Below are 23368 nucleotides of genomic sequence, written 5' to 3'. Positions count from 1 at the left end.
CATGACAATTACATTTACTCTCAACGGCCGTTCTCAGGAACTTCAGTGCCAGCCTGGTGAAAATGTTCAGAAGTTACTTCACGGTATGGGCCTTCATTCTGTACGTAACAGTGATGATGGCTTTGGTTTTGCCGGCTCGGATGTCATTTTGATAAATGGCGAGTTGGTTAATGCCTCGCTATTGATTGCCGCCCAGTTGGAAGGTACCGAAGTTCGCACCGCAGAATCACTCAGCACGCACAACAAGCTGGGTGTTGTCCAGCAGGCGATGATCGATGTGGGTGTGGTGCAGTCAGGTTATAACGATCCTGCAGCTGCTTTGATCATCACTGAGCTACTTGAGCGTATTGCCGAGCCGACGCGTGAAGAGATTGACGATGCGCTCTCTGGCCTATTTAGCCGAGATGCCGGTTATCAACAGTTTTACCAAGTCGTGGAGCTGGCAGCAAAGCGTAAAAACACCCCTGACTACAACGAAGAGGTTGCTCCGGAGTTCTGTGATGAGCTGGATGTAGTGGGTAAGGTCAGTCCGAAAGATGACTCTGTGAAAATGGTTCAGGCCAAGCCTTGTTATGTCGAAGACCGTATTCCTGCAGATGCCTGTGTACTTAAGGTATTGCGCAGCCCGCACCCTCATGCCTGGATCAAGCACCTGGATGTCAGCAAGGCTGAAGCGCTGGAAGGTGTTGTTCATGTCATCACTCATGAAAACTGCCCCGATATTCCTTATACCCCGGGTGGTCAGACAGGTCCTGAGCCGTCACCGCTAGATCGTCGTATGTTCTGTCAGAAATTACGCCATGTGGGTGACCGCGTTGCTGCTGTGGTTGCCGAGAGCGTAGAAATTGCCGAAGCTGCGCTGAAGCTGATTGATGTCGAATACGAAGTGCTTAAGCCGGTAATGAGTATTGATGAAGCTCAGGCACCGGATGCACCGATCATCCACAACGAGCCGATTGAGTATCTGGCTGGTGCACCGGCTGATTTGGACGAGCAGAACAAATCAGCCGATCCGCGTGAAGGCAAGTTGATTGTCAACTTCCCGATCGGTTGTGAGCCTCGTAAGAATATTGCCGCGTCGGTTAATGGCCAAATCGGTGATATTGACCAGGGCTTTGCGGATGCCGATGTGATCCTCGAGCGTACTTACGAATCGAAACAGGCCCAGCAGACACCAACGGAAACCCATATTTGTTATGCCTATATGGATGGCAACCGTCTTGTCATGCATGCCTCGACACAGGTACCGTTCCACGTTCGCCGTCAGGTGGCTAAGATTCTGGGTGTCAAACAAAACCGGGTACATGTCGTTAAAGAACGTGTCGGTGGCGGATTTGGTTCCAAGCAGGATATCTTGGTTGAAGACCTTACTGCGTTTGCAGCCTTTACAACCGGACGTCCGGTATATCTTCACTATACCCGTGAAGAAGAGTTCATTGCCTGTTCAACCCGCCATGTTGCCAAGGTGAACCTGAGGGTGGGTGTCAAGAAAGACGGTACCCTGACGGCTATCGACATGGACTTCCAGGCTAATACCGGTCCTTACGGTAACCATGCCTTGACAGTACCTTCTAATGGTCCTGCTCTGTCGTTGCCGCTTTATCCGATTGATAATGTGCGCTTTAAGGTTACCACCTATTACTCAAACATCTGTCCGACCGGTGCCTACCAGGGTTATGGCGCACCGAAAGGGGTGTTTGCACTGACTATGATGCTGGCGGAGCTGGCCGAAGAAATCGATATGGATCTGCTTGAAATCATCGAGAAGAACCGTGTCCATGAAGGTGATCCGCTGAAAATCAAAGGTGCAGTCGGTGAGGGTGACTTGCCTGCCGAACCACCTCGCGTACTGTCTTGTGCGCTTGACGAAGTACTGCGCCAGGGCCGTGAAGAATTCGGTTGGGATACTCCGAAAGAAGACTTGGGCGGCGACTGGACAGTAGGCCGCGGTGTGGCAATTATTCAGCAGAAATCAGGGATCCCTGATATCGACCAGGCCAACTGTAAAGCCAAGCTGGCTTCAGATGGTACCTTGATTGTCCACTCTGGTGGTGCAGATATCGGTACCGGCCTGGATCTGGTGGTAGGCAAAATTGCGGCCGAAACACTGAAGATGCCACTGGAAGAAGTGACTGTTATCTCGGGTGATACCGACCACTGCCCGTTTGATAAAGGTGCTTATGCCTCTTCCGGAACTTGTTTCTCTGGTAATGCTGCGAAGAAAGCTGCCGAGGCCATGCGTGAGCGCATCCTGATGTGCGGGGCTGAGATGCTGGGTGCCGAGGTTGCCGATGTCAAACTTGTCTTCCCTGCTACGGTTGAAGCGAAAGATGGCAAGCAGGTGACTTTCGGTGAGATTGCGCACCAGGCTGAAGGAGGCAAGGGCTGGGGACAGTTATTGACCAGTGGCAGCTTCATTACCTCTGATTTTGCCTTCCCGTATGGTGCGAACTTTGCCGAAGTGGCGGTCAACACCCGTACCGGTGAGATCAAACTCAACAAGTTCCACGCCCTGCTGGACTGTGGTACGCCAATTAACCCTGATTTGGCTCTGGGTCAGATTTACGGTGCGAGCATGCGTGCCATCGGCCACAGTATGAGTGAAGAGCTGATGTACGACGAGAACGGCATACCGCTCAATACGGATCTGAAGAGCTATGGTGCTCCGAAGATTGGGGATATTCCTCGGGACTTCCGTGCGGCGCTGGTGCCAAGCGATGACCCAGTTGGTCCATATGGTGCCAAGTCAATTTCAGAAATTGGCGTAAATGGTGCCTCTCCGGCTATCGCAACCGCGATTCATGATGCCTGCGGTGTGTGGATCCGAGAGTGGAACTTCACACCAGAGAAGGTGCTGCGAGGTCTTAATAAGCTCTAAGTAATTCGAAAAGCGGTTAATTTTCAGGGGATGGGAAATAACCGCTTTTTTTATATATCAATTGATATTAATTACGAGTGAGCTGTCATAGCTTGGCCGGTGTTGACTAAACATGGCTTTAGTCACGGTGTATTGGGGTAAGGCAACACTTGGCGATTAGCCGGGTGAGAGACCCTTGGGGAATTTCTGGCTAGGTTATCGATTCCATACTCGTCCAATCTTTCTACGGATGCTGTCTGACTGAACAGGCACAAGAGAAGCTTTAAAGCTGACATCTATCCAGGGAAGTGTGAAGAAACGGATGGTATTGAAATGAAACTCTTTTATAACGTTGAAGACAAGCCTCCTGTCGGAGCCGCAATCTTACTAGCTCTGCAACATATGCTTGCTGCTATGGGGGCGATTATCGCTGTCCCTCTGGTGGTGGGAAGTGCGATCGGGCTGCCTACCGATCAAATGGTTATTCTGGTGAATGCTGCCCTGATGGTCTCAGGGGTGGTAACCATTATTCAGTGTAAAGGCGTTGGCCCTGTTGGGATCCGCCTGCCTGTCGTGATGGGTACCAGCTTTACCTTTGTTGCGATATCAATTTCTATCGGCCTGGATGCCGGTGTCTCCGGAATCTTTGGTGCCTCATTGGTGGGATCGCTGGTAATGATTATCGGTAGCCGGTTTATGCCGCAGATCCGCAAATTATTTCCGCCAGTTGTCTCTGGAACTGTCGTCGTTTTGATTGGTCTGACTATCTTGCCGGTATCGGTAGACTGGTTTGCCGGTGGTTTTGTCGGCCAGGAGGGATACGGCCAGGTCAGTAACTTGATGCTCGGTCTATTGGTGCTGGTGGTCGTCATTGTGTTGTCACAGGTTGGCAAAGGCATTATTTCGGCAGCCGCAATTGTAATTGGAATGGCAGTCGGGTATCTGACGGCCATCTTCATGGGCATTGTCGACTTTTCACCTGTACACAACGCAGCATTTTTCGCTTTGCCGGAAGTGATGCCGTTCGGGCTGAGCTTTACTGTCAGTGGTATTATCGGGATGTCGATTGCCTATCTGGTTACCATTATGGAATCAACCGGTGACTTCCTGGCCCTGAGTGACGCAACACATACCAAGCTAACGGGTAAGAAACTGTCGAAGGGGATCTTGTGTGACGGTGTCGGAAGCGCATTAGCATCGGTATTCGGAGCGACGCCTTTTTCCTCCTTTAGCCAGAATGTCGGCATTGTTTCTATAACAGGTGTCGCCAGCCGTCACGTGGTGGCTGTAACCGGTGTTATCATGTTGCTCGCCGGTATGTTCCCTAAACTGGGTGGTATCGTGGTGACCATTCCTTCGCCAGTGCTTGGCGGGGCGGGGCTGGTTATGTTTGCGATGATCATTTCGGCGGGGATCGGCATTCTTTCCCGGATTAACTTTACCAAACGAAACATGCTGATTATTGCCGTGGGTGTTGCCTCCGGTATGGCGGTGACTGTTCGTCCTGAAATTCTTACCTATCTGCCTGATTCAATGAGGGTCATTTTAGGCTCAGGCATTACAACCGGTTCTCTGGTTGCGCTGGGACTTAACATTGCACTGGGTATCAACCGGGCTGACGAAGCGGAAAGTGCCCAGGAAAAACGCGAGGCACTCGAAGAGCAAATCAAAGAGTGCGAAGCCTGTAATCGCGCGCTTGAAGAGGAAGAAAACCTTGCTCGCCAGCAGGCAGAGATGGAGCGAAATTAATACGTAAGAGCCGATAGGTTTTCTGAAAAATAGAATACTAAAAAACTCTACACAACAGATTTATAAAAGGTCAGTACGTAGCTTGTTGATGGGATCACCCTACTGATTTCATGAGTTAACAGCAGGTGGGCGTACAAAGACATTAATGAGGTAATTATGGAATATACCCAATCTATCAAGGCAATTCGTGCATCAATTATGGATATTGCCCATGTGGTCGATAAGCCGGAAGATATCGAAAAGAATGTCCGCTTTATCGAAGATGGTTTGATGCTGGTTGACAATGGCCGTATTGAATGGGTCGGACCCTGGGAAGAGGGTAAGGACTTGGTCCCTGCATCGGTACGCATTCGCAGTTATCCGGGCAAACTGGTGATGCCGGGATTCATTGATACCCATATTCACTACCCACAGGCTGAAATGGTGGGTGCCTACGGGGAACAGCTGCTTGAGTGGCTGAACAATTACACCTTCCCGACCGAGGCCCGTTACAAGGACAAAGACTACTCGCGGGAAATGTCGACTTTCTTTATCAAGCAGCTACTGCGTAACGGTACCACTACCGCGTTGGTATTCGGCACTGTTCATCCCGAGTCAGTGGATGCCTTGTTTGAAGAAGCTGAAAAAATCAATATGCGGATGATTGCCGGCAAGGTAATGATGGACCGCAATGCTCCGGACTATCTACTTGATACGCCGGAAGTCGGTTACAACCAAACCAAGGAACTGATTGAAAAATGGCACAAGCGCGGCCGTTTGCTGTATGCGATCACTCCTCGTTTTGCGCCGACTTCAACACCAGAGCAATTGGCTATGGCGGGCAAGCTGAAGGAAGAGTATCCAGATACCTATGTTCATACTCACCTGTGTGAAAACAAGAATGAAATTGAGTGGGTGAAAGAGCTGTATCCGGAGCAGGATGGCTATCTTGACGTTTATCATCACCATGGCCTGACGGGCTCCAAGAGTGTGTTTGCCCACTGTATTCACCTGGAAGACAAAGAGTGGGATTGCCTCCATGATACGGACTCGGCAATCGCATTCTGCCCGACATCCAACCTCTACCTTGGCAGCGGCCTGTTCAAGTTGCAGGAAGCCTGGAAGCGCAACATCAAAGTGGGTATGGGAACCGATATCGGTGCCGGTACAACGTTCAATATGATGCAGACGCTAAATGAAGCCTACAAGGTCATGCAGCTCCAGCAGCATCGCTTATCTGCATTTGAAGCCTTCTACCTGGCGACACTGGGTGCCGCGAAATCGCTGTCACTGGATCATTTGATCGGTAACTTCGAAGTGGGCAAAGAGGCCGATTTCGTCATTATCGACCCGTGTGCCACCCCGCTGCAGCAGCTTCGCTATGACAGCTCGAAAGATCTGGCTGAGAAATTGTTCATGCTGATGACGCTGGGTGATGATCGCAGCATTTATCGAACCTATGTTGATGGCCGTTTGGTATACGAGCGCGGCTGATATATTGCTTAAGAAAAAAGATTCAAAAAATATAGAAGTTTAGAGGTAATTAAATCTTCGTTGAGAGGAAGCTCAACACACTTTCTGGGCAGTAAAGGGCACGTCTCATTGATCGAGGTACAGCGCGCTCTTTACTCTCAATGACAAACAAGGAACTATCACCATGTCTGAAAATAGTACAATTCAAAGTGATCCCGCCAATATTGCAACAGAAACAAAACCACAAGGCGGATTAGACGGTTATTTTCACATCTCGGCACGCGGCAGTACCGTTAGGCAGGAAATGGTTGCAGGTTTAACAACCTTCCTCGCGATGGTGTACTCGGTTATTGTTGTGCCGAGTATGCTAGGGGCTGCAGGTTTTAATCAGGGAGCGGTATTTGTCGCAACCTGTCTGGTAGCGGCATTCGGTTCGTTGTTGATGGGGCTTTGGGCCAAATTGCCAATGGCGATTGGTTGTGCCATCTCGCTGACCGCTTTCACCGCATTTAGTTTGGTGCTGGGGCAGGGGATCAGTATTCCTGTTGCGCTGGGTGCCGTATTCCTGATGGGTGTCCTGTTCACCGCTATCACAGTTACTGGCGTGCGTCAGTGGATACTCACTAACCTGCCATTTGGTATTGCCCATGGTACCGGTATCGGTATCGGCCTGTTCCTATTGCTCATCGCCGCTAACGGCGTTGGTCTGGTTGTGAAAAACCCGCATGCAGGTCTACCGGTGACACTGGGTTCATTTACCTCTTTGCCTGTGTTGATGTCCATCATTGGCTTGGCGGCTATCTTCGGTCTTGAGAAGCGCCGCGTACCGGGCGGTATCCTGCTGGTTATCATTGCGATTTCTATTTTTGGTTTGATTTTTGATCCGAACGTAACATACCAGGGCTTGTTCGCCATGCCATCATTTGGTGCTGAAGGTGAATCACTGCTAGGTAGCCTGGATATCATGGGTGCGCTTAGCCCGATTGTTATCCCAAGCGTTTTGGCACTGGTTATGACAGCAATCTTTGATGCGACCGGTACGATTCGTGCGGTAGCTGGTCAGGCTAACCTGCTTGATAAAGACGGCCAGATCATTAACGGTGGCAAGGCCCTGACAGCGGACTCAGTCAGCAGTATTTTTGCCGGCTTTGTGGGCGGTGCGCCTGCAGCAGTTTACATTGAGTCAGCTGCAGGTACGGCTGCTGGTGGTAAGACAGGTCTGACTGCAACAGTTGTCGGCGGTTTGTTCTTGTTGATGCTTTTCCTATCCCCTGTTAGCTACCTTGTGCCTGCTTATGCGACAGCACCAGCACTGATGTATGTGGGTCTGCTAATGATGAGCAATGTCAGCAAGTTGGATATGGCCGACTCTGTCGATGCATTGTCTGGCTTGATGTGTGCTGTGTTTATCGTGCTAACGGGTAACATTGTTACTGGTATTATGCTTGGCTTCAGCTCATTGGTGATTGGCCGTGTTATTTCAGGTGAATACAAGCGTCTGAACGTGGGTACCGTTGTAATTGCTGTGGTTCTGGTTGCGTTCTACGCAGGTGGCTGGGCGATCTAAGTATTGCTACCCCCCTCCCAGCCTCCCCCTTAATAAAGGGGGAGGAGCTTTCTTTGTACATCATAGCCGTTTCGCACCATAGCTTTGTTTGAAAGGTTATGATGTTTGCTCAATATAAAAAGCGAGAGCCTGTTGGCTCTCGCTTTTTTAGTGTGTGGAATAGACGACTATTGGCCGTGAATATTAGCTATCTTTACTGCTCTTTTAGCCAGGCAATAACAAACTTGGCGACGTCTTGTGGACGATTCAGATCGAGTTGGGGCAGGGTACACCCGTCAGGGCAGTCGCCGTCGGTGGCAAAGGCGATAATATTGTCGTCGTTAGGGTGCAGCAGCGGCTTGCCGTAACTTGGGCGATGAATCTCTATTTTGGTAAAGGCTTCGTCGCGGAAACCTTCAACCAGTACAAGATCCAACTGGCTGTGATCGAGTTGTTGCAGGCAAGCCTGGAGCTGTGGTTCCTCGCGGTCAGGCTCCGGATACTCGAAATACAGCATATGCCTCTCTTTTGTCGCCATGAGTGTCTGGGCGCAGCCAGCATGGCGCAGGCGATAACTGTCTTTTCCCGGAGTATCTGGGTCGATACTGTGGTGGCTGTGTTTGACCAGGCCAATTCGCAAGCCTTGCTGCTTCAGCAACGGAATAAGTTGTTCCAGTAGTGTTGTTTTTCCTGAGCCGCTGTAACCGGCAAAACCTATAATTGGAGTCATGGAATACTTCGAGTAAGTCTGTTTGCCCTGATCCTAATTGAAATTACACCCCACGTCATGATGCAAGCAGGATAAAGTGTCAAAATCTGGGGGAGCAGCGTACGAGCATGTGTTCAGAAAGTAATGTGTTTGGAAAATGATAGGAATGGTTATGGCCCAACTCTCAGCAATTCTAATAGATATTACAACTCTAAATGTGGATGCTATCGTCAATGCAGCAAACAATTCGCTGTTGGGGGGCGGAGGTGTCGACGGTGCTATTCATCGTGCTGCCGGGACTGAGCTGCTGGCCGAATGCCGGACGCTGGGTGGTTGCAAGACCGGCGAAGCCAAGCTAACGAAAGGCTACCGCCTACCGGCAAAATATATCATTCATACCGTTGGTCCGGTATGGCACGACGGCAGTCAGAATGAGGAACAGTTGTTGGCGAGTTGCTACCGAAATGCAATGTCACTGGCTCGTCAGGTTGAGGCCAAAAGTATAGCTTTTCCCTGCATCAGTACCGGGGTGTATCATTTTCCCAAGCAACGTGCGGCTGAAATTGCGGTTATGACGGTGCAAGAAGAAGTGGCTAACGATGACAATATTGTTCAGGTCTACTTTGCTTGTTTTGCTACCGACGATTTACAGACTTATCAAATGCTGTTAAATCATCACTGAGTATGCTTGTATCAATAGTGAGTGAAGGAGACTTTTTTACCCTTAGGAGACAGATTCAGGCTACATTTATTGTGTAGCGCGTTTACATCGGTAATTATCAAAATGAAGTAATCAGTGCGCTAAATCTATAGTGTTTCGTGATTCAGCGTAATTTCGACAGGAAGTCGCCGTTCTGTATTACGAAGATGGTCAGAATAAGCATCAGGGAGAGTGCAATGTGGGCAACGTTGGATTTTGAGGCGTCTGGGTTATCCGATCAGTCTTACCCGATAGAGGTTGGGTATTCCTTACCAGATGGTAGTGGCAATAGCTTGTTGATTAATCCGCTAACGGCAAGCGATGTTTGGCAATACTGGGACGACTTTGCCGAACATGAAATTCACCGAATTTCCAGGCAGGAACTGCATCTTGAAGGGCGGCAGGTAGTTGAAGTGTGTCAGCACCTTAATGCTGTTCTCGGTCAATATGAATATGTCTTTTGTGATAGCCAGTGGGACCTATTTTGGCTAGGTCGTCTCTATCATGCAGCGCACATGAGGCCATCCTTTATGCTGACGGAAATTGGTCATTGGTTGATGCAGGAAAATGGCATTGAGCGAGCGCGTTTTCAGCTGGCGTTGGAAGAGCAGGGACCCGTGAAGCACCGGGCCATGCATGACGCGCAGCAAATCAGGTTGGCGATCACCCAATTGATGAGCTGAATTAATCTTGAAACAATCGACTTTAACAGAGCGGAAATTATCAAGCTTGCGGGCAAATCTGTATAATTTCCGCTTATTTGTGTTTTTGTCGAGTACCTTTTGTTGTCCGATTTAGTGTTTCAACCACGCTCTATACATAGCTCTGAACATTCCTCAGACTCAGAATTATCGTCATTACCGCATGTGTTGCGGGTTGCTGTGTTCAATATTTCAATGTCGGCGCCAGCCCCCGGGCAAATCCTCGAACAGACGGCCTCAAAATCGAATACCAGGTTGTCAAAACTTGCTGCGATTATTCAACATACGCGACCGGATGTGTTGATGCTGTGCGAGTTTGATCACCCCGGAGATGGCGGTGATGACGGCAGCCTTGCAAACTTCTGTCGTTATTATCTTGAGAGTTCACAGCACCAGCAGCAACCTATCGACTATCCGTACCGTTATTGTCCGCCGACAAATACCGGCCTGATGAGCCCGTATGATCTTGATGGCGACGGGGAGCTGACCCTTCCGGGCGATGGCTTGGGCTTTGGTGAGCACCATGGCCATTTCGGTTTTGTCTTATTGTCTCGCTTTCCTATTGAAGAGGAGGCGATCCGCTGTTGGCAGGAAATGCTCTGGCGCGACCTTCCCGAAAAAGTGATGCCAGAGAGCTATTACAGTGAGCAAGCCGAGCAGGTATTGCGCCTGTCCTCGAAAAACCATGTCATCGTCCCCGTAAATGTTGCGGGGCAACGGATCAATTTGTTGTGCTGTCACCCGACACCACCGGTATTTGATGGCGATGAGAAACGCAATGCGCGCCGCAATCATGATGAGCTGAAGCTGGTGACAGATATTATCGACAATGCGGATTATCTTTGCGACGACAAGGGAAGGGGAGGAGGCCTGGAGAAAACGGACCCGTTTGTCGTGCTGGGTGACCTGAATGCTGACATGGCCGATGGTGACGGGATGAAATCGGCCATTCGCAACCTTCTGCTTCATCCCCGAGTCAACCGCATGGTCAGTGCCGGTAAGATGACACCCAAAAGTGTGGGAGGACGATTTGCGCTTCCCTGGCAGCAACGCAAGGGACGAGCGACTGAGTGGACGCATATTTCAGGTTTAAGGCTGGACTATGTTCTGCCGTCTTCCAACCTGAAGGTATCGCAGTCAGGTGTATTCTGGCCGGACAAGAAGGATCCGATGCGCTACTTGATCAGTGATGAGAGAGGCAGGGATCGTCCACAGGCTGGCTCGGATCATCGACTAGTCTGGGTCGATATTGCGCTAAATACCTAGCCACGAAATGATTTGTAAGCCCGGTCTGATATTTCCCCAAGTGGTTGAACTGATTGTTCTCACCTATCTTTAGTTTGGGGATAGCCACTGACGATCAAGGAGTCATATTATGCCGGGTACACAAAAAGCACTAGGCGGTGAAGGGTTGCGAGGACAAAGCGCGGGTTCAACGGCTCTGTGTACTGTGGGCAAAACCGGCACGGGGCTAACCTATCGCGGTTATGATATTTCAGACTTGGCAGCGCATGCCGAGTTTGAAGAGGTTGCATATCTCCTGCTAAAAGGAAAGCTGCCGACCAGAACAGAACTGGCCGCTTATAAGAGCAAGCTTGTTTCCTATCGCGGATTACCAATGGCGTTGAAAGCGGTTCTCGAGCAGATCCCTGCTGATGCTCACCCTATGGATGTACTGCGAACCGGGTGTTCGATGCTGGGTAACCTTGAACAGGAACATGACTTTGACGAAGAGTATGACAGGGCGGATCGTTTGCTTGCCTTGTTGCCAGCCATTATCTGTTATTGGTATCGCTATAGTCATCATGGGGTGAGGATTGAGACCTATTGTGAGCAGGACAGTATTGGCGGGTATTTCCTCAAGATGATCACTGGTGAAGAACCGTCAGAGCTGCATCGTCAGGTGATGCACTGCTCGTTAATTCTTTACGCTGAGCATGAGTTCAATGCCTCGACATTTTCCGCTCGGGTTTGCGCATCGACACTTACCGATCTCTACTCCTGCATAACAGCAGCCATTGGCACATTGCGAGGACCGTTGCATGGAGGGGCCAATGAAGCGGCGATGGAAATGATAGAGCGCTGGCAATCACCTGATGAAGCAGAGGCTGGCATTCTGGCTATGCTGGCCAACAAAGAGAAAATCATGGGCTTTGGTCATGCGATTTATCGAGAGTCGGACCCGAGAAATGCGCTGATCAAAGCGTGGTCGGAGAAACTGGCCGCACAAGCCGATGATGCGGTACTGTATGATATCTCGGTGCGGGTTGAAGACGTAATGAAGCGCGAGAAAGCCCTGTTCGCTAATGCCGACTTCTTCCATGCCACGGCATACCATTTTATGGGGATTCCTACCCGGTTGTTTACCCCCATCTTTGTTATGAGCCGGGTGACTGGTTGGGCGGCCCATGTGTTTGAGCAGCGGGCGCATAACCGGATAATCAGGCCGAGTGCCGATTATATTGGTCCCGACCATCAAGATTGGTTGCCAATAGAACAGCGCCACTGAGCATTAGGAGTGCTCTGCAGGGATAGATGAATAAGGAACTGACGTAATGGAAAATCTGGATCTGTTTTCAGCGCCTGCTGTCTCTGGTGAGTGGCTGGACATACCGGATGGTAAGTTGTTCTGGGCACCGAACTTCCTGTCTGCAACTGATGCCGATGATTATTTTCACCGGTTGTCGGTAGGGCTGAACTGGCAGCAGGAAACCATCACAATGTTCGGCCGTGAGGTGTTGCAGCCAAGGCTTCAGGCATGGTGTGGCGAAGCCGTTTACTCCTACTCGGGGCTGACCATGTATCCGGCACCGTGGACGCCTGAGTTACTGGCCATTAAGTCTGCCTGCGAACAGGTATGCGAAAGCAGGTTCAATTCGGTATTGGCTAACTTGTATCGAAACGGTCAGGACTATATGGGCTGGCACCAGGATAACGAGCCAGAACTTGGCCCTCAGCCTACTATTGCCTCAGTCAGTCTGGGGGAAGAAAGGCGATTTGTTTTAAAGCACCTGGCCAGCAAGCAGAAAGTCGAATTTAACCTTCAGTCAGGCTCCTTGTTGGTCATGGCGGGAACAACCCAGCAGTTCTGGTCTCACTCCGTACCCAAAACCCAGCGCTTTAAAAGCCCCCGCATAAATCTGACCTATCGAACAATTTGGTAACAATTTCTCAGGTTGTTTAGCTCGATCACACCGTTTGGGTTCGCAATACGCTTATGTTTGACCTTCCGCTGACTTAGCCATTAAGGTCGTCTGGTAGCGTTTTTGTGCATTTAGCATGCACATTACATGGATACTTCAATATTGGGCATCTGTTATATCAGCTGCCTGATATTGCAATGGAGGGTTTATGAAGTCTTTGAACGTGGGATTGGTGTTTTTCCTGTCATTGTTGGTTTGGGGAGTCTATGCCGAAACGGCTTCGTCGCCGCTTAACAAATCAGAGCCATTCCCTTCCTACCAGCAAGATGCTGAACTCATCCGAACGACTTATGAGCGCAATCTGTACACACTACCGGCGTTCAAGATGGGGCACTATGGGCTTCGAATGTACCGCCAGACTCAGGACGCAAAATATTCAGCGGCTATTTGGTCGGATATGGCACGTGTGGCAAGCCGACTGAATAAGTTTGCTAGTGAGGTTAATACTCCGGAACAAATTAAGGCTTATTCGGCGACCCGCATTCAAAACTATGGCAAGAAAACCGACGTTCGGGGCAAGCTGCGATATGCCGCGACGCGCTCTCAGCCAGAGTATCTTTACCTTGGGGTTGATTTGCTAGGATCTATGGCGCGGGCGAATGAGTACGGCCTTAAACATCGCGATGACAAGATCCTGCGTGAAGTGATCCGCCGTTATGACTTTGCCAAGTATGCAACGGATCCGGAAATGATCCGGGCGTGGGCTGCCCAGCTTGCCAACCAGGTGTATTGGTTACGCCAGCTGGGTGAGCAGGATGTCGTGAATGAGTTTATTGAGGCGTTCAAGGCGACTTACCCTGATAGTAAGGATGCTGAGCTAACCGACCAGCAGTTCATGAATAAGATCTACGGCCTGACTCATATCATCTTCGCAGCCTCTGAATATTATCAGCATGCGATTAGCGAGAAAGATTTCCAGTGGGTGTATGACTATTATCGCAACAACATAGATACGATTATCGAGCGCTCGAAAGAGGATGTTATCGCCGAAGTCGGTATTAACTTCCTGCTTGCCGGGCTGGACAACGATCCTGTGGTGGATAAAACACGCAAGGCTATCCAGGGGGCGATTGACCGTGACGCTGGCATGGTGCCGTCAGTGAAAGGGGAAACCGAGCTGCTTGATGGCGAGCATCGAAATGTGCTGACCATCATGCTGCTGGACTGGCGAGGAGCCCATGAAGTTCCTACGGTATCCAAACAACCAGAAATCTTTAGTTCGGTGCCTTATGGATTAATTCCGCAGTAGCCGCTAAAACATGTGAACTTAACAAGAAAGCCCCTGTCATTTGGCAGGGGCTTCTCTTTATCAAGCTAAAAATACTTGCCTTTAATGCTGGTAACGGTGAATGTTTTTACTTCCATACTCGGAGACCAGTAAACGGCATTCCAGCCTGCCTTTGATTTCAAATGGCGAATGAACTCTTTGGGAGATTTGAGTTGCTCCCATACCTGAGGAAGGAATAAGGCCTGGCTGTGATTATCCGACAATACGACACCCACTTTGTTGTTCTCGAGATACTCGATGAGCGCTTGCTCGCTATCGACAGCCAATACTTCAGGTTCCGATAAGACAGATATTTCAATCATCAGTTGCTCTAACTGATCTTCAGTCAAGGGCATAAAACGATGATCCTGATAGGCACTGGCGCGTGCTTTATTGTGTACTTCTAAAACCAGTGGTGAGTTGGCCGACACCGAACCGAGACAGCCTTGTAGTTGGCCATCAACTTCGAGCGTAACGAAACAGGCGCCGGGTTGGAGTAGTTTTTTTCCATATAAATCGAGCTGAGGTGGGCGAGGCAACTCCTCTGAAAAGTGTCCGCGGATGGCTTCCCGGGCAATATCTAGCAGCTGGGTAAGCTCCCCTTTATTTAGGTTCTGATATGAGGTAACTGACATATCCAACAACTCTCTCCTTATCCCCGGCAGTATCACCGGAGTTTTTTAATTCGATACGTGTGATTTGATAATCCCGTTGCCTAGCGAGTAAGAGTAATGTGTTGATTCCGGTCGAACCGCATGCCTGTTCGGGGGTGAGTGATGGGTCGTAATGCTCGATTAGAGAGCAGGTGTCCTGATCGATTTTCTGGGCTTCAGAGTAAGGATGATAGTGACTGAGATCACTGCTAATGACTAACAGCGTACTGTCATCTTGCCATAACGAATCGATAATATTGGCGACGTTGACTGGGGATACATTACTGGTTAAGAGCGGCAACAGAGTAAATTCATTCAAACATGTTTGCAGAAATGGCAACTGTACTTCTAGGCAGTGCTCAAAGGCATGAATCTGGTCTGATACTTCAATATCATCTATTTCACGAAGTATTTCAACACTTTGCTTGTCTATAGCGATATTGCCAAGCGGTGAGGCGAAGTAGTCGACCGACGGGATGGCACATCCCTGGAAGAAGTAACGGTGGCTGGGTCCTATCAGTATCACTCGTTTAATAGTGTCTGCCTGCGATTTTAGATAGCGGTAAGCCTGGGCTGCAACTTTCCCCGAGTATACGTAGCCAGCATGGGGAACAACAACTGCCCGAATTATTTTGTTTTCATCCGTAGTCGGGATTAGCCAGCTATCAAGCTGACATTGTAGTGTTTCCGGGGACTTATCATAAAAGCTCCCCGCAACGGCAGGTGGGCGAATATTCATTGAAATCACACAGTTATTTTAAGCAATACTATATTTATTATAGGAACAATTTTCACATCGAGTGATTTATGTTGCAGCCTCCGAGTGTATTCAAAACCCAGTATTGGCACCGGCTGGATGACGGCCGGGTGATATGTGATTTATGCCCACGTCACTGCCGATTGCGAGATGGCAAGCGCGGCGCTTGCTTTGTCAGACAGGCCCTGGATGGCGAAATTGTCCTGACCAGCTATGGCCGCTCTAGTGGCTTCTGTATTGATCCAATAGAGAAAAAACCGCTTAATCACTTCTACCCCGGAAGTTCGGTGCTATCGTTCGGAACAGCTGGTTGTAACTTGAGCTGCAAATTTTGTCAGAACTGGAGTATCAGTAAATCGCGCGAAATAGACACGCTGGGTGAAACGGCAATGCCCGAGCAAATTGCCCAGGCAGCCAAACGCTATGGCTGCGACAGTATTGCTTTTACCTATAATGATCCGGTGATCTTCATGGAATATGCCGTGGATGCCGCCCAGGCCTGCCACGAGCTTGGAGTACACAGTGTTGCTGTTAGTGCAGGCTATATGTGCGATGAACCCCGTATCGAGTTTTACCGCTATATGGATGCGGCCAATATTGACCTGAAAGGGTTTACCGAGCACTTCTATCATAAAATCTGCAGTGGTCACTTAGCTCCGGTACTTGATACCCTGCTGTACCTGTATCACGAGACCGATGTCTGGTTTGAAATTACGACATTGCTGATCCCTGACGAAAACGACAGTACGGATGAGCTGGAGCAGCTGACACGCTGGGTCTATGACAATCTCGGCCCGGATGTTCCTATTCACTTCAGTGCCTTCCACCCCGATTTCAAAATGCTGGATAAACCAAGAACCCCGCCAAAGACTGTTCAGCGGGCAAGGGAGATCGCCATTAAGAACGGCCTGAACTATGCCTATGTCGGTAATATTTTCGATGAGGCCGGAGATAGTACCTATTGTCCGGGCTGTAAGAAAAAAGTGCTATCGAGAAACTGGTATGAACTTGGCGATTGTGCCCTGAGTAACCAGGGAGTATGTAACTATTGTGGTTACCAGATAGCCGGACGGTTTGCACCGCCTAAGGCATTTGGTCGCCACCGTATCCCGGTAAAAATCGCCTGAATTATAATTACCGGTTTGCTGAACAGGCTAAGAGGCTTGTAATTCAGGGCGGCTTTCCATTATCTTAGCGAGAAATAGAAACCTAATGTTGATAATGGAAGTTTATGTCTGACATGACCCTTGAGCAGCTTGCGGGCTACCAAAACCTAGTAATTACCCAGCCTCGTTGTCCGTTCTGCGTGAAAGCAAAGGCCATTCTTGATGAGCGTGGTACAGAATACACCACGTTAGTACTGGGAACTGACCTGGAAAAGACAACCATGGTTGAGTTTATCGAGCAGAAAACTGGTCAGACTGTTCGTACCGTGCCGCAAATTATTCTTGATGGCCAATATATCGGTGGTCATGACGACTTGGTTGCATTTTTAGAGCGCCAGGTTGATAGTGAAGCATTCGGTGACTTCGAACTGTAAGCGACATGCATTGAACGTAAAGGCTCCTGGTGGAGCCTTTTTACTATCTGGATTTAGTTTTGGCAAACACACAAGGAGAGTAGGATGAGTTTTTCAGTACAGATAGACTGGCAACAATCGGAACAGTCGGATCAGGACTTTAGCCGTGACCACACTATACGCTTTGGCAGTGGTCAGCAGGTTGAAGGTTCTTCAGCGCCTGAATATAAGGGTAATGCGAGTCTGGTTAACCCGGAAGAAAGCTTGATCGCCGCGCTGTCTTCATGTCATATGCTGACATTTCTGGCGATTGCTCACCTGAAACGCTTACCTGTTGCCAGCTACAACGATACGGCGACAGCTGAACTTGGCAAGAATGCTGATAATCGCACCCAAGTGTCTCGTATTGAGCTTAACCCAAAAGTTGTTTTTGCCGAAGGTGTAACTGTCAGTGATGAGGTGTTGGATAAAATTCACCAGAAGGCTCATGCCAACTGCTTTATTGCCAATACGTTAGCTTGTGATGTTGTTATCAATAAGCAGTGACAGTCAATAAAATCAGCTGTTTAATGTTAGAAATGTTAAGAATTGATCCAAGTTAAGGCTGTGGCGAATAACTGTCAGACGGACTCTCTTGTTACAGTCAAAACAGGTAAAATATAGGCTTGTTTAGCGTCATGATGCAGAGGCAAATATTGGAATTCGGAATCGGTTTTACTGTCTTGCTGGTGGCAGGCTTGCTCATTATCTGGCTAAGCCATGCCCGTAGTGACAGAGAGAGTGCAAGAGCACCGATATTACTCAGTATCGCGCTGCTGACAGTATCGGTGAGTGGTTATTTTTTTCTGGGTCAGCCAGCTTACCAGTTACCCGGCAACGTTAGCCATGAGGCTGAAAGTAGCGAGTTGGCAGGGTTAACTGCCGGTGAGTTTAACCAGAAGCGAATTGAAGAGATTCAGAATAAGTTACGTAATGATAAACAAAATGGTGAGCTATGGTATGCGCTAGGCAATGCCTATATGTATACCGGTGAGCATGCCAATGCAGCGCTTGCGTTTAGCTATTCATCCCGCTTGGCCGAAGAGCCGCAGGCAAATATTTATTCGGCACAGGCCACGGCGATCTATTACCGTGACGGGCAGCGTTTGAATGCCGAAGTTAGCCAGCTTATGGATCAGGCATTAGCCTTGGATGAAAACAACCTTCCTGCTTTGATGCTGTTGGCATCTGACTACTTTCTTAATGCCCGTTATCAAAAAGCGATAGATACCTGGCAGCAGGCACTTGATAGTGAACATCCGGATCTTGATCGGGTAGAGCTGATCACCGCCATTAACCGCGCCAAGAAATTGCTGTAATACCAATCTGGATAAGTAGTTGTTCAGATAGTTGCGCAGGAAAAATCACTTAGAACAAGGCATGAATTGCAGCTAACTAGTTACTCTAATTACAAAATTCATAACGCAGTTAAAAGTGATTTTAACCAGCAAGAATGATCAAATACTTATGTAGATTGGTATAAATACTCTTGTTCTGCAATTAACCCCTGCCTGGCTCCTCCCCTTTAAATAAAAGGGGAGGAGCCATTCTTTGTTACGCTGAAGGCTGTTAGTAAACACCGATGGGCTTTTTATGCTTTTAATCCCCTCCACTTATCAAGGGGAGGGCTAGGGTGGGGTTAATATGTTCTTTGCGGGTATTGGTAATCTTGGATCTAGGGTGGGGTAATGAAGGGTGAAATGCAAAAAGCCCCCTCTATTAGAGAGGGGGCTGTGTTTTTTGGTTTACCTAATTAAATCAGGCTTGACCTTAGTAAGAGGCTTCGCGAACCTTGGCTTGCTTGTCCCACTCAGGAGCAACAGTTTTCAGGAATTCAGCTTTGTCAGCATTCATCTTGTCCATATCCATGCCAAGAGCCTGCTGGGCTTTTTCTTTGGTAGAAATATCAGGGATCTGAATTTCTTCCGTGATACCTTTCGTTGCTAGCAAGCGAACGACTTTGGTACGAGCATCCGTAGCCTTATCAAGTGCGGTACCCAGAACACGTAGTGCCACTTCTGGAGCATGCATGTGAACACCGTGAGATGCAATCGCGTAGTCCCAGCGCCACTGTGCATGACGGATATCCATCAGGATAGGCTTCATTTCCTCTTCAGTTGCACCTGCATCCCAAGCTGCTTTTGCTTCGAAGTGAGCGGCGACAATCTGTTTCTCGGCGCGCAGCTTCATATCCTGAACACTTGCTTTACGTGTTGCTACAACATCTTCAAGTGTTTCTTTGTCTTGGGTGTGGCACTGCGCACAAGTATCTTCAAAGCGGTCAAATGGGTTGCCTATCTTATGGTCGGTGAATACCTTGCCATCTTCGTTTTGAACTTTAGGCATATGGCAGTCGATACAGGTTACGTTGTTCTTGCCATGGATGCCTTCACGCCAGGTCTCATAGCCAGGGTGCTGGGCTTTTAGCATCGGTGCTTTCGATACTTTATGTGTCCAGTCCTTAAATTCGATCTCGTCGTAGTAGACTTCCATTTCATCAACACCAGTACCCTTGTCCCATGGGAACTTAACGCTCTTTTTCGGACCGGTGAAGTAATATTCAACATGGCACTGGCCGCATACTTGAGCTTGTTGATCGAAGCGGGACTGATCCTCGAACTTCATATCAATCGCTTCCATAGCACGGTTAACATAAGGGCGTGTCAGGGTCAGCGCTGGCTTACCTTCGGCAAATTCTTTGCTGCCAGTGTTATGACAGTCTGAACAACCGATCGCGTTGTTGATTTCTGCACCTAGGCGGGCCCACTTGCCCTCGAAGTAGCCGTCTTCACCACGTTCGTCGATAACGCGGGCAACATCCGGGCTCTTACAGCTCCAGCATGCCATTGGCATCGGACCTGTTTTCTCGTCCTTAGGGCCGCCCGTACGTAGTGTCTGACGGACATCGGTAATAGCATAAAAGTGGCCACGTGCTTTGTTATAGTCTTTTGAAAAGCCGTAACCAGCCCACATGATCACCATATTGGGATCACCCGCTAGCGCATCATCAATTTCTTCGCTTTCTTTGGTCGCTTCCCAGGTTTTAAATTGATCGACATGAGACTTCGCAAAATGTTCGTTGCGAGGTTCAATTCTTGTTTTGCCGCTATCTTCAGCTGCGTTGGCATTGGCAGATAAACATAACGCAGACAACAAAGCTGCGACTGCGGCAGTATTTCGCGTCCATTTAATTCTCACGATTTGTCACTCCAGTATTCTAATTATTAACAAGCTAAGCGTTGTGAGTGCAGCTAAATCAGTAAGTAGGAATTGGAGTTCTGATAAATAATATCAAAAAATGAAGCCTTGTTAATATAAGTGGTGGCTTTGTTGTTTTGGATCAAAGGGAAGATGTCAAAAACCGAACCTCGATAGAATTACCACCCAAATAACCCCAAAGGGGTATTTACATTTGCTGGGGTTATGTGGCTGCGATTTCGATTATTAGTTCTGTTAAATCAAATACTTATTGTGGTTTTCAATATTGATCTCAATCATGAAAAGGGCATTTATGATGCTACTTAAGGGGTATTTGCTACCTGACTCAATTTTTCATATTTAAAAACATTATTAAATATACGTGTTAAGCGTTGTGGCTAATATTTTAAGTAAATAAGAATTGATTTCAATTGCAATTAAGTATCGTTTTAAGTTTTTGTTAAAACAACTATTGCAGCTCTATGATGTGCAAAATAAATATAAGCGCCAATTGCCGCCTTCTGGAAGAGGCTGGTAATTCGGGAAGATAAAAAGGTGAAAAATGGGCAATTATAAAGTAGCCATGAATACGGTGATTACATTCTTTGTAGCCATCTGTATTTTTGGTTTCTCAATGAATGTTGCCGCAGACTCGAAGGCTGAGGGAGCCACAACAGCGAAACCTTCGGTAATTACACAAGAGTCAGGCCAACATGTTGTCGAATTTATCCGGGATCGCGATTACGCCTGTACGCAATGCCATAAAGATGAAAGAGACACGCTAAAAGGGGCGCATGGCGATGTAATCCATGCTCAGACTAACCGTGATATGACATGTACAGATTGTCACAGCAAAGTGGGTAAGAATCACCGTGACGGTGCGCCAATGGTGACCAAGTTCGCAGCAGCTCAGACTGTTGCAGGCACAGAAAAACCAGCGGCCGATCCGGCATGGATTGCCAAGCAAAATGAAACCTGCGTGAACTGCCACGAACCGAAAGACTTACGCGAAGTGAACTGGACACACGATGTTCACGCGCTCGATCTTTCCTGTGCGTCATGCCATACCATTCACCCGGAGAAAGATCCGATGAAAGGTATTGAAAGAAAGTCGAAGATCAAGATGTGCGTCGACTGTCACTCAGACCAGAAAAAAGAGAAGTAGGAGATGATGGTATGACGTGTTCAAGACGAAATTTTTTAGCCGGTGCAGGTGCTGTTATTTTCACTACAGGCGTCAGTGGCAGTAATTTGCTGGGCCGACAGACACTTGCTGCGACAATGGAAGACGGACCAAAGCGTTACGGCATGGTGCATGATGAAACTTTATGTATTGGTTGTACGGCCTGTACCGAAGCTTGTCGCGAAGTGAATAAGGTGCCGGAAGGTGTTTCTCGACTGCAGATAGTCAGAAGTGAACCACAGGGCGAATACCCGAATGTTGACTATCAGTTTACCCGCATCTCTTGTCAGCATTGCGATAACGCGCCTTGTGTGCACGTGTGTCCGACAGGAGCCGCTTTCAAGGATCCTGAAACCGGGATTGTAGACGTTGATGGCGACAAGTGTGTGGGCTGTGGCTATTGCCTGGCAGCGTGTCCGTATCAGGTACGTTTCTTCAACCCTGAAACCAAATCAGCAGACAAGTGCGATTTTTGTCGCAAGAGCAACCTGAAAGAAGGCAAAGAGCCGGCATGTGTTGAGTCATGCCCGACCAAGGCACTGACATTTGGTGACTTGAATGATCCAAATAGCAAGGTGTCTCAGCTGATCAAGCAAAAACCGGTGTACCGCTCGAAGGTAGAACTGGGAACGCAGCCGAAGCTGTATAAAGTGCCACACGGAAAAGGGGAGATAAAAGGATGAGTACTACATTTGCCGATGCCTTTTATTTTGATTCACTAGTTTGGGATTGGATCATTGCGGTTTACTTGTTCCTGGCAGGTATGTCTGCCGGTGCGGTGATGATTTCTATCTACCTCAAGCGTAAAGTGATCCAGGGCCATCCAAGCACCAACGGGATCATTAAGGCCACGGCTATCCTGGCACCGTTCGGTATTATTGCCGGTTTGACCATTTTGATTTTCCACCTGACCAAGCCATTGATGTTCTGGAAGATCATGATCTTCTATAACACGACGTCAGTGATGTCGATGGGGGTCATCCTGTTCCAGGTCTACATGATTGTGCTGTTTGCCTGGATTGGTGTGATATTCAAGTACGATATCGGGAAGCTGTTAAACGGTCGTTTGCCTATTGTTGACAAGGTGCTGGCTCTTATTGAGCGCTTTGAAAACAGTGTGGAGCTATTTCTTGGCTTCCTGGCGGTGTTGCTGGCCGCTTACACCGGTTTCTTGCTGTCGGCGCTACAGACCTTCCCGCTACTGAACAATCCAATTCTACCGATATTGTTCCTGTTCTCTAGCTTGTCTTCCGGTGCAGCAGCTTGCTTGATGTTCGGTGTACTGGTGTTTAAGGAGTCGGCGCACAGTGCAAGTGTAGGCTGGATCCACAAGTTTGAGCGCCCGGTGGTAATGTTTGAGCTGTTCGTATTGGTTGCGTTCTTTACTGGCCTTTATTTTGGTGGTGGACAGAGCCAGGCAGCTGCTACAGCGGCAATTGGCGGCGGGTTCTGGGCAACATGGTTCTGGTACGGCGTCATTGGTGCGGGAATGCTGACACCGCTGGCGCTTAATGCAGTCAGTCCGTCAGTCGTCAGGCATAACAAAGCCTATATCATGCTTGTCACCACGCTTAGCCTGGTTGGTGTGCTTATGTTGCGTACCTTCATTTTGTATGCAGGACAAATGACAACGCTGTAATGGCAGTTAGGTAAGTAAATAAATAATCGTCACAGCGTTTGCTGTGACGATTTGTTTCAGTTGCTAAAGATGTTTGCATCATTGGTTGCATATGAAGCAGCTGTTAACCATCAGATTGTTTCTTGTAACGATAAAGATATTACAAATAGGTCCGGTTCATTGATCGAGGGCAAAGCTGTAATTTTCGGGTTACATC

21 protein-coding genes are annotated in these 23368 nt (G+C 48.6%); 17 read left to right on the top strand and 4 right to left on the bottom strand.

What is annotated here, in order from left to right:
- Position 1: 1 nt before the first annotated feature.
- From L4D19_RS11205 to L4D19_RS11190, 4 genes are all read left to right on the top strand, one after another.
- A complete protein-coding gene (locus tag L4D19_RS11205) occupies positions 2–2878 on the top strand; it encodes a molybdopterin-dependent oxidoreductase Mo/Fe-S-binding subunit (RefSeq protein WP_428452534.1) in 2877 nt (958 codons plus the stop codon).
- Between the two features lie 312 nt (positions 2879–3190).
- Positions 3191–4606, top strand: a complete 1416-nt coding sequence (locus tag L4D19_RS11200; RefSeq protein WP_428452533.1) for a nucleobase:cation symporter-2 family protein — start codon at positions 3191–3193, stop codon at positions 4604–4606.
- A 156-nt stretch (positions 4607–4762) separates the two neighbouring features.
- Positions 4763–6079: a guanine deaminase gene (guaD, locus tag L4D19_RS11195; RefSeq protein ID WP_239411703.1), complete on the top strand. Its 1317-nt coding sequence runs from the start codon at positions 4763–4765 to the stop codon at positions 6077–6079.
- 163 nt (positions 6080–6242) lie between these two features.
- Positions 6243–7625, top strand: a complete 1383-nt coding sequence (locus L4D19_RS11190) for an NCS2 family permease (RefSeq protein ID WP_075765071.1) — start codon at positions 6243–6245, stop codon at positions 7623–7625.
- A 193-nt stretch (positions 7626–7818) separates the two neighbouring features.
- On the opposite strand, the gene mobB is transcribed toward L4D19_RS11190, so the two are convergent.
- The gene (mobB, locus tag L4D19_RS11185) at positions 7819–8334 is read right to left on the bottom strand and encodes a molybdopterin-guanine dinucleotide biosynthesis protein B (protein WP_428452532.1); all 516 of its coding nucleotides are present in this window, start codon (positions 8332–8334) and stop codon (positions 7819–7821) included.
- Positions 8335–8485: 151 nt separating this feature from the next.
- Here mobB and L4D19_RS11180 point away from each other — a divergent pair, with 151 nt between their 5' ends.
- The 6 genes from L4D19_RS11180 to L4D19_RS11155 all read left to right on the top strand — a co-directional run bounded on the left by L4D19_RS11180 (position 8486) and on the right by L4D19_RS11155 (position 14166).
- Complete coding sequence (locus tag L4D19_RS11180; protein ID WP_428452531.1) at positions 8486–8995, top strand: O-acetyl-ADP-ribose deacetylase; 510 nt, start codon at positions 8486–8488, stop codon at positions 8993–8995.
- A gap of 215 nt (positions 8996–9210) precedes the next feature.
- A complete protein-coding gene (locus L4D19_RS11175) occupies positions 9211–9696 on the top strand; it encodes a hypothetical protein (protein WP_160650070.1) in 486 nt (161 codons plus the stop codon).
- Between the two features lie 213 nt (positions 9697–9909).
- Complete coding sequence (locus L4D19_RS11170) at positions 9910–10980, top strand: endonuclease/exonuclease/phosphatase family protein (protein WP_428452650.1); 1071 nt, start codon at positions 9910–9912, stop codon at positions 10978–10980.
- Between the two features lie 109 nt (positions 10981–11089).
- Positions 11090–12223, top strand: a complete 1134-nt coding sequence (gene prpC / locus L4D19_RS11165) for a bifunctional 2-methylcitrate synthase/citrate synthase (protein ID WP_075765063.1) — start codon at positions 11090–11092, stop codon at positions 12221–12223.
- Between the two features lie 46 nt (positions 12224–12269).
- Positions 12270–12878, top strand: a complete 609-nt coding sequence (locus L4D19_RS11160; RefSeq protein WP_428452530.1) for an alpha-ketoglutarate-dependent dioxygenase AlkB family protein — start codon at positions 12270–12272, stop codon at positions 12876–12878.
- Between the two features lie 187 nt (positions 12879–13065).
- Positions 13066–14166: a DUF3541 domain-containing protein gene (locus L4D19_RS11155; protein ID WP_428452529.1), complete on the top strand. Its 1101-nt coding sequence runs from the start codon at positions 13066–13068 to the stop codon at positions 14164–14166.
- A gap of 65 nt (positions 14167–14231) precedes the next feature.
- Here L4D19_RS11155 and amrA read toward each other — a convergent pair whose 3' ends face one another.
- Positions 14232–14819, bottom strand: a complete 588-nt coding sequence (gene amrA, locus L4D19_RS11150) for an AmmeMemoRadiSam system protein A (protein WP_428452528.1) — start codon at positions 14817–14819, stop codon at positions 14232–14234.
- Entirely contained in the window at positions 14788–15576 is a 789-nt protein-coding gene (gene amrB / locus L4D19_RS11145; RefSeq protein WP_428452527.1) for an AmmeMemoRadiSam system protein B, read from the bottom strand. Before amrB ends, amrA begins: the two co-directional genes overlap by 32 nt.
- A 68-nt stretch (positions 15577–15644) precedes the next feature.
- Between amrB and amrS the strand changes: the two genes are divergently transcribed.
- From amrS to L4D19_RS11125, 4 genes are all read left to right on the top strand, one after another.
- The gene (gene amrS, locus L4D19_RS11140) at positions 15645–16721 is read left to right on the top strand and encodes an AmmeMemoRadiSam system radical SAM enzyme (RefSeq protein ID WP_428452526.1); all 1077 of its coding nucleotides are present in this window, start codon (positions 15645–15647) and stop codon (positions 16719–16721) included.
- A gap of 104 nt (positions 16722–16825) precedes the next feature.
- Positions 16826–17134 carry a glutaredoxin domain-containing protein gene (locus L4D19_RS11135; protein WP_428452525.1) on the top strand — a complete coding sequence of 103 codons (309 nt, stop codon included), beginning with the start codon at positions 16826–16828 and terminating at the stop codon, positions 17132–17134.
- An 84-nt stretch (positions 17135–17218) separates the two neighbouring features.
- On the top strand, positions 17219–17659 hold the full coding sequence (locus L4D19_RS11130) for an OsmC family protein (RefSeq protein ID WP_428452524.1): 441 nt from the start codon (positions 17219–17221) through the stop codon (positions 17657–17659).
- A gap of 149 nt (positions 17660–17808) precedes the next feature.
- Positions 17809–18471, top strand: coding sequence for a TPR domain-containing protein (locus L4D19_RS11125; protein ID WP_428452523.1), 663 nt, complete (start codon positions 17809–17811; stop codon positions 18469–18471).
- A 451-nt stretch (positions 18472–18922) separates the two neighbouring features.
- On the opposite strand, the gene nrfA is transcribed toward L4D19_RS11125, so the two are convergent.
- Positions 18923–20350 (bottom strand): ammonia-forming nitrite reductase cytochrome c552 subunit, encoded by a 1428-nt coding sequence (gene nrfA / locus L4D19_RS11120; RefSeq protein ID WP_428452522.1) that lies wholly within the window; start codon positions 20348–20350, stop codon positions 18923–18925.
- 562 nt (positions 20351–20912) lie between these two features.
- Here nrfA and nrfB point away from each other — a divergent pair.
- Genes nrfB through nrfD form a run of 3 tightly spaced genes read left to right on the top strand, consistent with a single transcriptional unit; the run spans position 20913 to position 23172 of the window.
- A complete protein-coding gene (gene nrfB / locus L4D19_RS11115) occupies positions 20913–21515 on the top strand; it encodes a cytochrome c nitrite reductase pentaheme subunit (RefSeq protein WP_075763302.1) in 603 nt (200 codons plus the stop codon).
- An 11-nt stretch (positions 21516–21526) separates the two neighbouring features.
- Positions 21527–22216, top strand: a complete 690-nt coding sequence (nrfC, locus tag L4D19_RS11110) for a cytochrome c nitrite reductase Fe-S protein (protein WP_428452521.1) — start codon at positions 21527–21529, stop codon at positions 22214–22216.
- The gene (gene nrfD, locus L4D19_RS11105) at positions 22213–23172 is read left to right on the top strand and encodes a cytochrome c nitrite reductase subunit NrfD (RefSeq protein ID WP_160650047.1); all 960 of its coding nucleotides are present in this window, start codon (positions 22213–22215) and stop codon (positions 23170–23172) included. Before nrfC ends, nrfD begins: the two co-directional genes overlap by 4 nt.
- Positions 23173–23368 lie beyond the last annotated feature (196 nt).

The sequence above is a fragment of the Photobacterium kasasachensis genome (genome assembly GCF_050336885.1).
Lineage (GTDB): Bacteria > Pseudomonadota > Gammaproteobacteria > Enterobacterales > Vibrionaceae > Photobacterium > Photobacterium kasasachensis.
This window is presented reverse-complemented; position numbering and strand designations above follow the sequence as displayed.

Bases quoted from the DNA above. Each gene is read 5' to 3' on its own strand.
- L4D19_RS11205 (WP_428452534.1), top strand. From the start codon at position 2: ATGACAATTACATTTACTCTCAACGGCCGTTCTCAGGAACTTCAGTGC.
- L4D19_RS11200 (WP_428452533.1), top strand. From the start codon at position 3,191: ATGAAACTCTTTTATAACGTTGAAGACAAGCCTCCTGTCGGAGCCGCA.
- guaD (WP_239411703.1), top strand. From the start codon at position 4,763: ATGGAATATACCCAATCTATCAAGGCAATTCGTGCATCAATTATGGAT.
- L4D19_RS11190 (WP_075765071.1), top strand. From the start codon at position 6,243: ATGTCTGAAAATAGTACAATTCAAAGTGATCCCGCCAATATTGCAACA.
- mobB (WP_428452532.1), bottom strand. From the start codon at position 8,334: ATGACTCCAATTATAGGTTTTGCCGGTTACAGCGGCTCAGGAAAAACA.
- L4D19_RS11180 (WP_428452531.1), top strand. From the start codon at position 8,486: ATGGCCCAACTCTCAGCAATTCTAATAGATATTACAACTCTAAATGTG.
- L4D19_RS11175 (WP_160650070.1), top strand. From the start codon at position 9,211: ATGTGGGCAACGTTGGATTTTGAGGCGTCTGGGTTATCCGATCAGTCT.
- L4D19_RS11170 (WP_428452650.1), top strand. From the start codon at position 9,910: ATGTCGGCGCCAGCCCCCGGGCAAATCCTCGAACAGACGGCCTCAAAA.
- prpC (WP_075765063.1), top strand. From the start codon at position 11,090: ATGCCGGGTACACAAAAAGCACTAGGCGGTGAAGGGTTGCGAGGACAA.
- L4D19_RS11160 (WP_428452530.1), top strand. From the start codon at position 12,270: ATGGAAAATCTGGATCTGTTTTCAGCGCCTGCTGTCTCTGGTGAGTGG.
- L4D19_RS11155 (WP_428452529.1), top strand. From the start codon at position 13,066: ATGAAGTCTTTGAACGTGGGATTGGTGTTTTTCCTGTCATTGTTGGTT.
- amrA (WP_428452528.1), bottom strand. From the start codon at position 14,819: ATGTCAGTTACCTCATATCAGAACCTAAATAAAGGGGAGCTTACCCAG.
- amrB (WP_428452527.1), bottom strand. From the start codon at position 15,576: ATGAATATTCGCCCACCTGCCGTTGCGGGGAGCTTTTATGATAAGTCC.
- amrS (WP_428452526.1), top strand. From the start codon at position 15,645: ATGTTGCAGCCTCCGAGTGTATTCAAAACCCAGTATTGGCACCGGCTG.
- L4D19_RS11135 (WP_428452525.1), top strand. From the start codon at position 16,826: ATGTCTGACATGACCCTTGAGCAGCTTGCGGGCTACCAAAACCTAGTA.
- L4D19_RS11130 (WP_428452524.1), top strand. From the start codon at position 17,219: ATGAGTTTTTCAGTACAGATAGACTGGCAACAATCGGAACAGTCGGAT.
- nrfB (WP_075763302.1), top strand. From the start codon at position 20,913: ATGGGCAATTATAAAGTAGCCATGAATACGGTGATTACATTCTTTGTA.
- nrfC (WP_428452521.1), top strand. From the start codon at position 21,527: ATGACGTGTTCAAGACGAAATTTTTTAGCCGGTGCAGGTGCTGTTATT.
- nrfD (WP_160650047.1), top strand. From the start codon at position 22,213: ATGAGTACTACATTTGCCGATGCCTTTTATTTTGATTCACTAGTTTGG.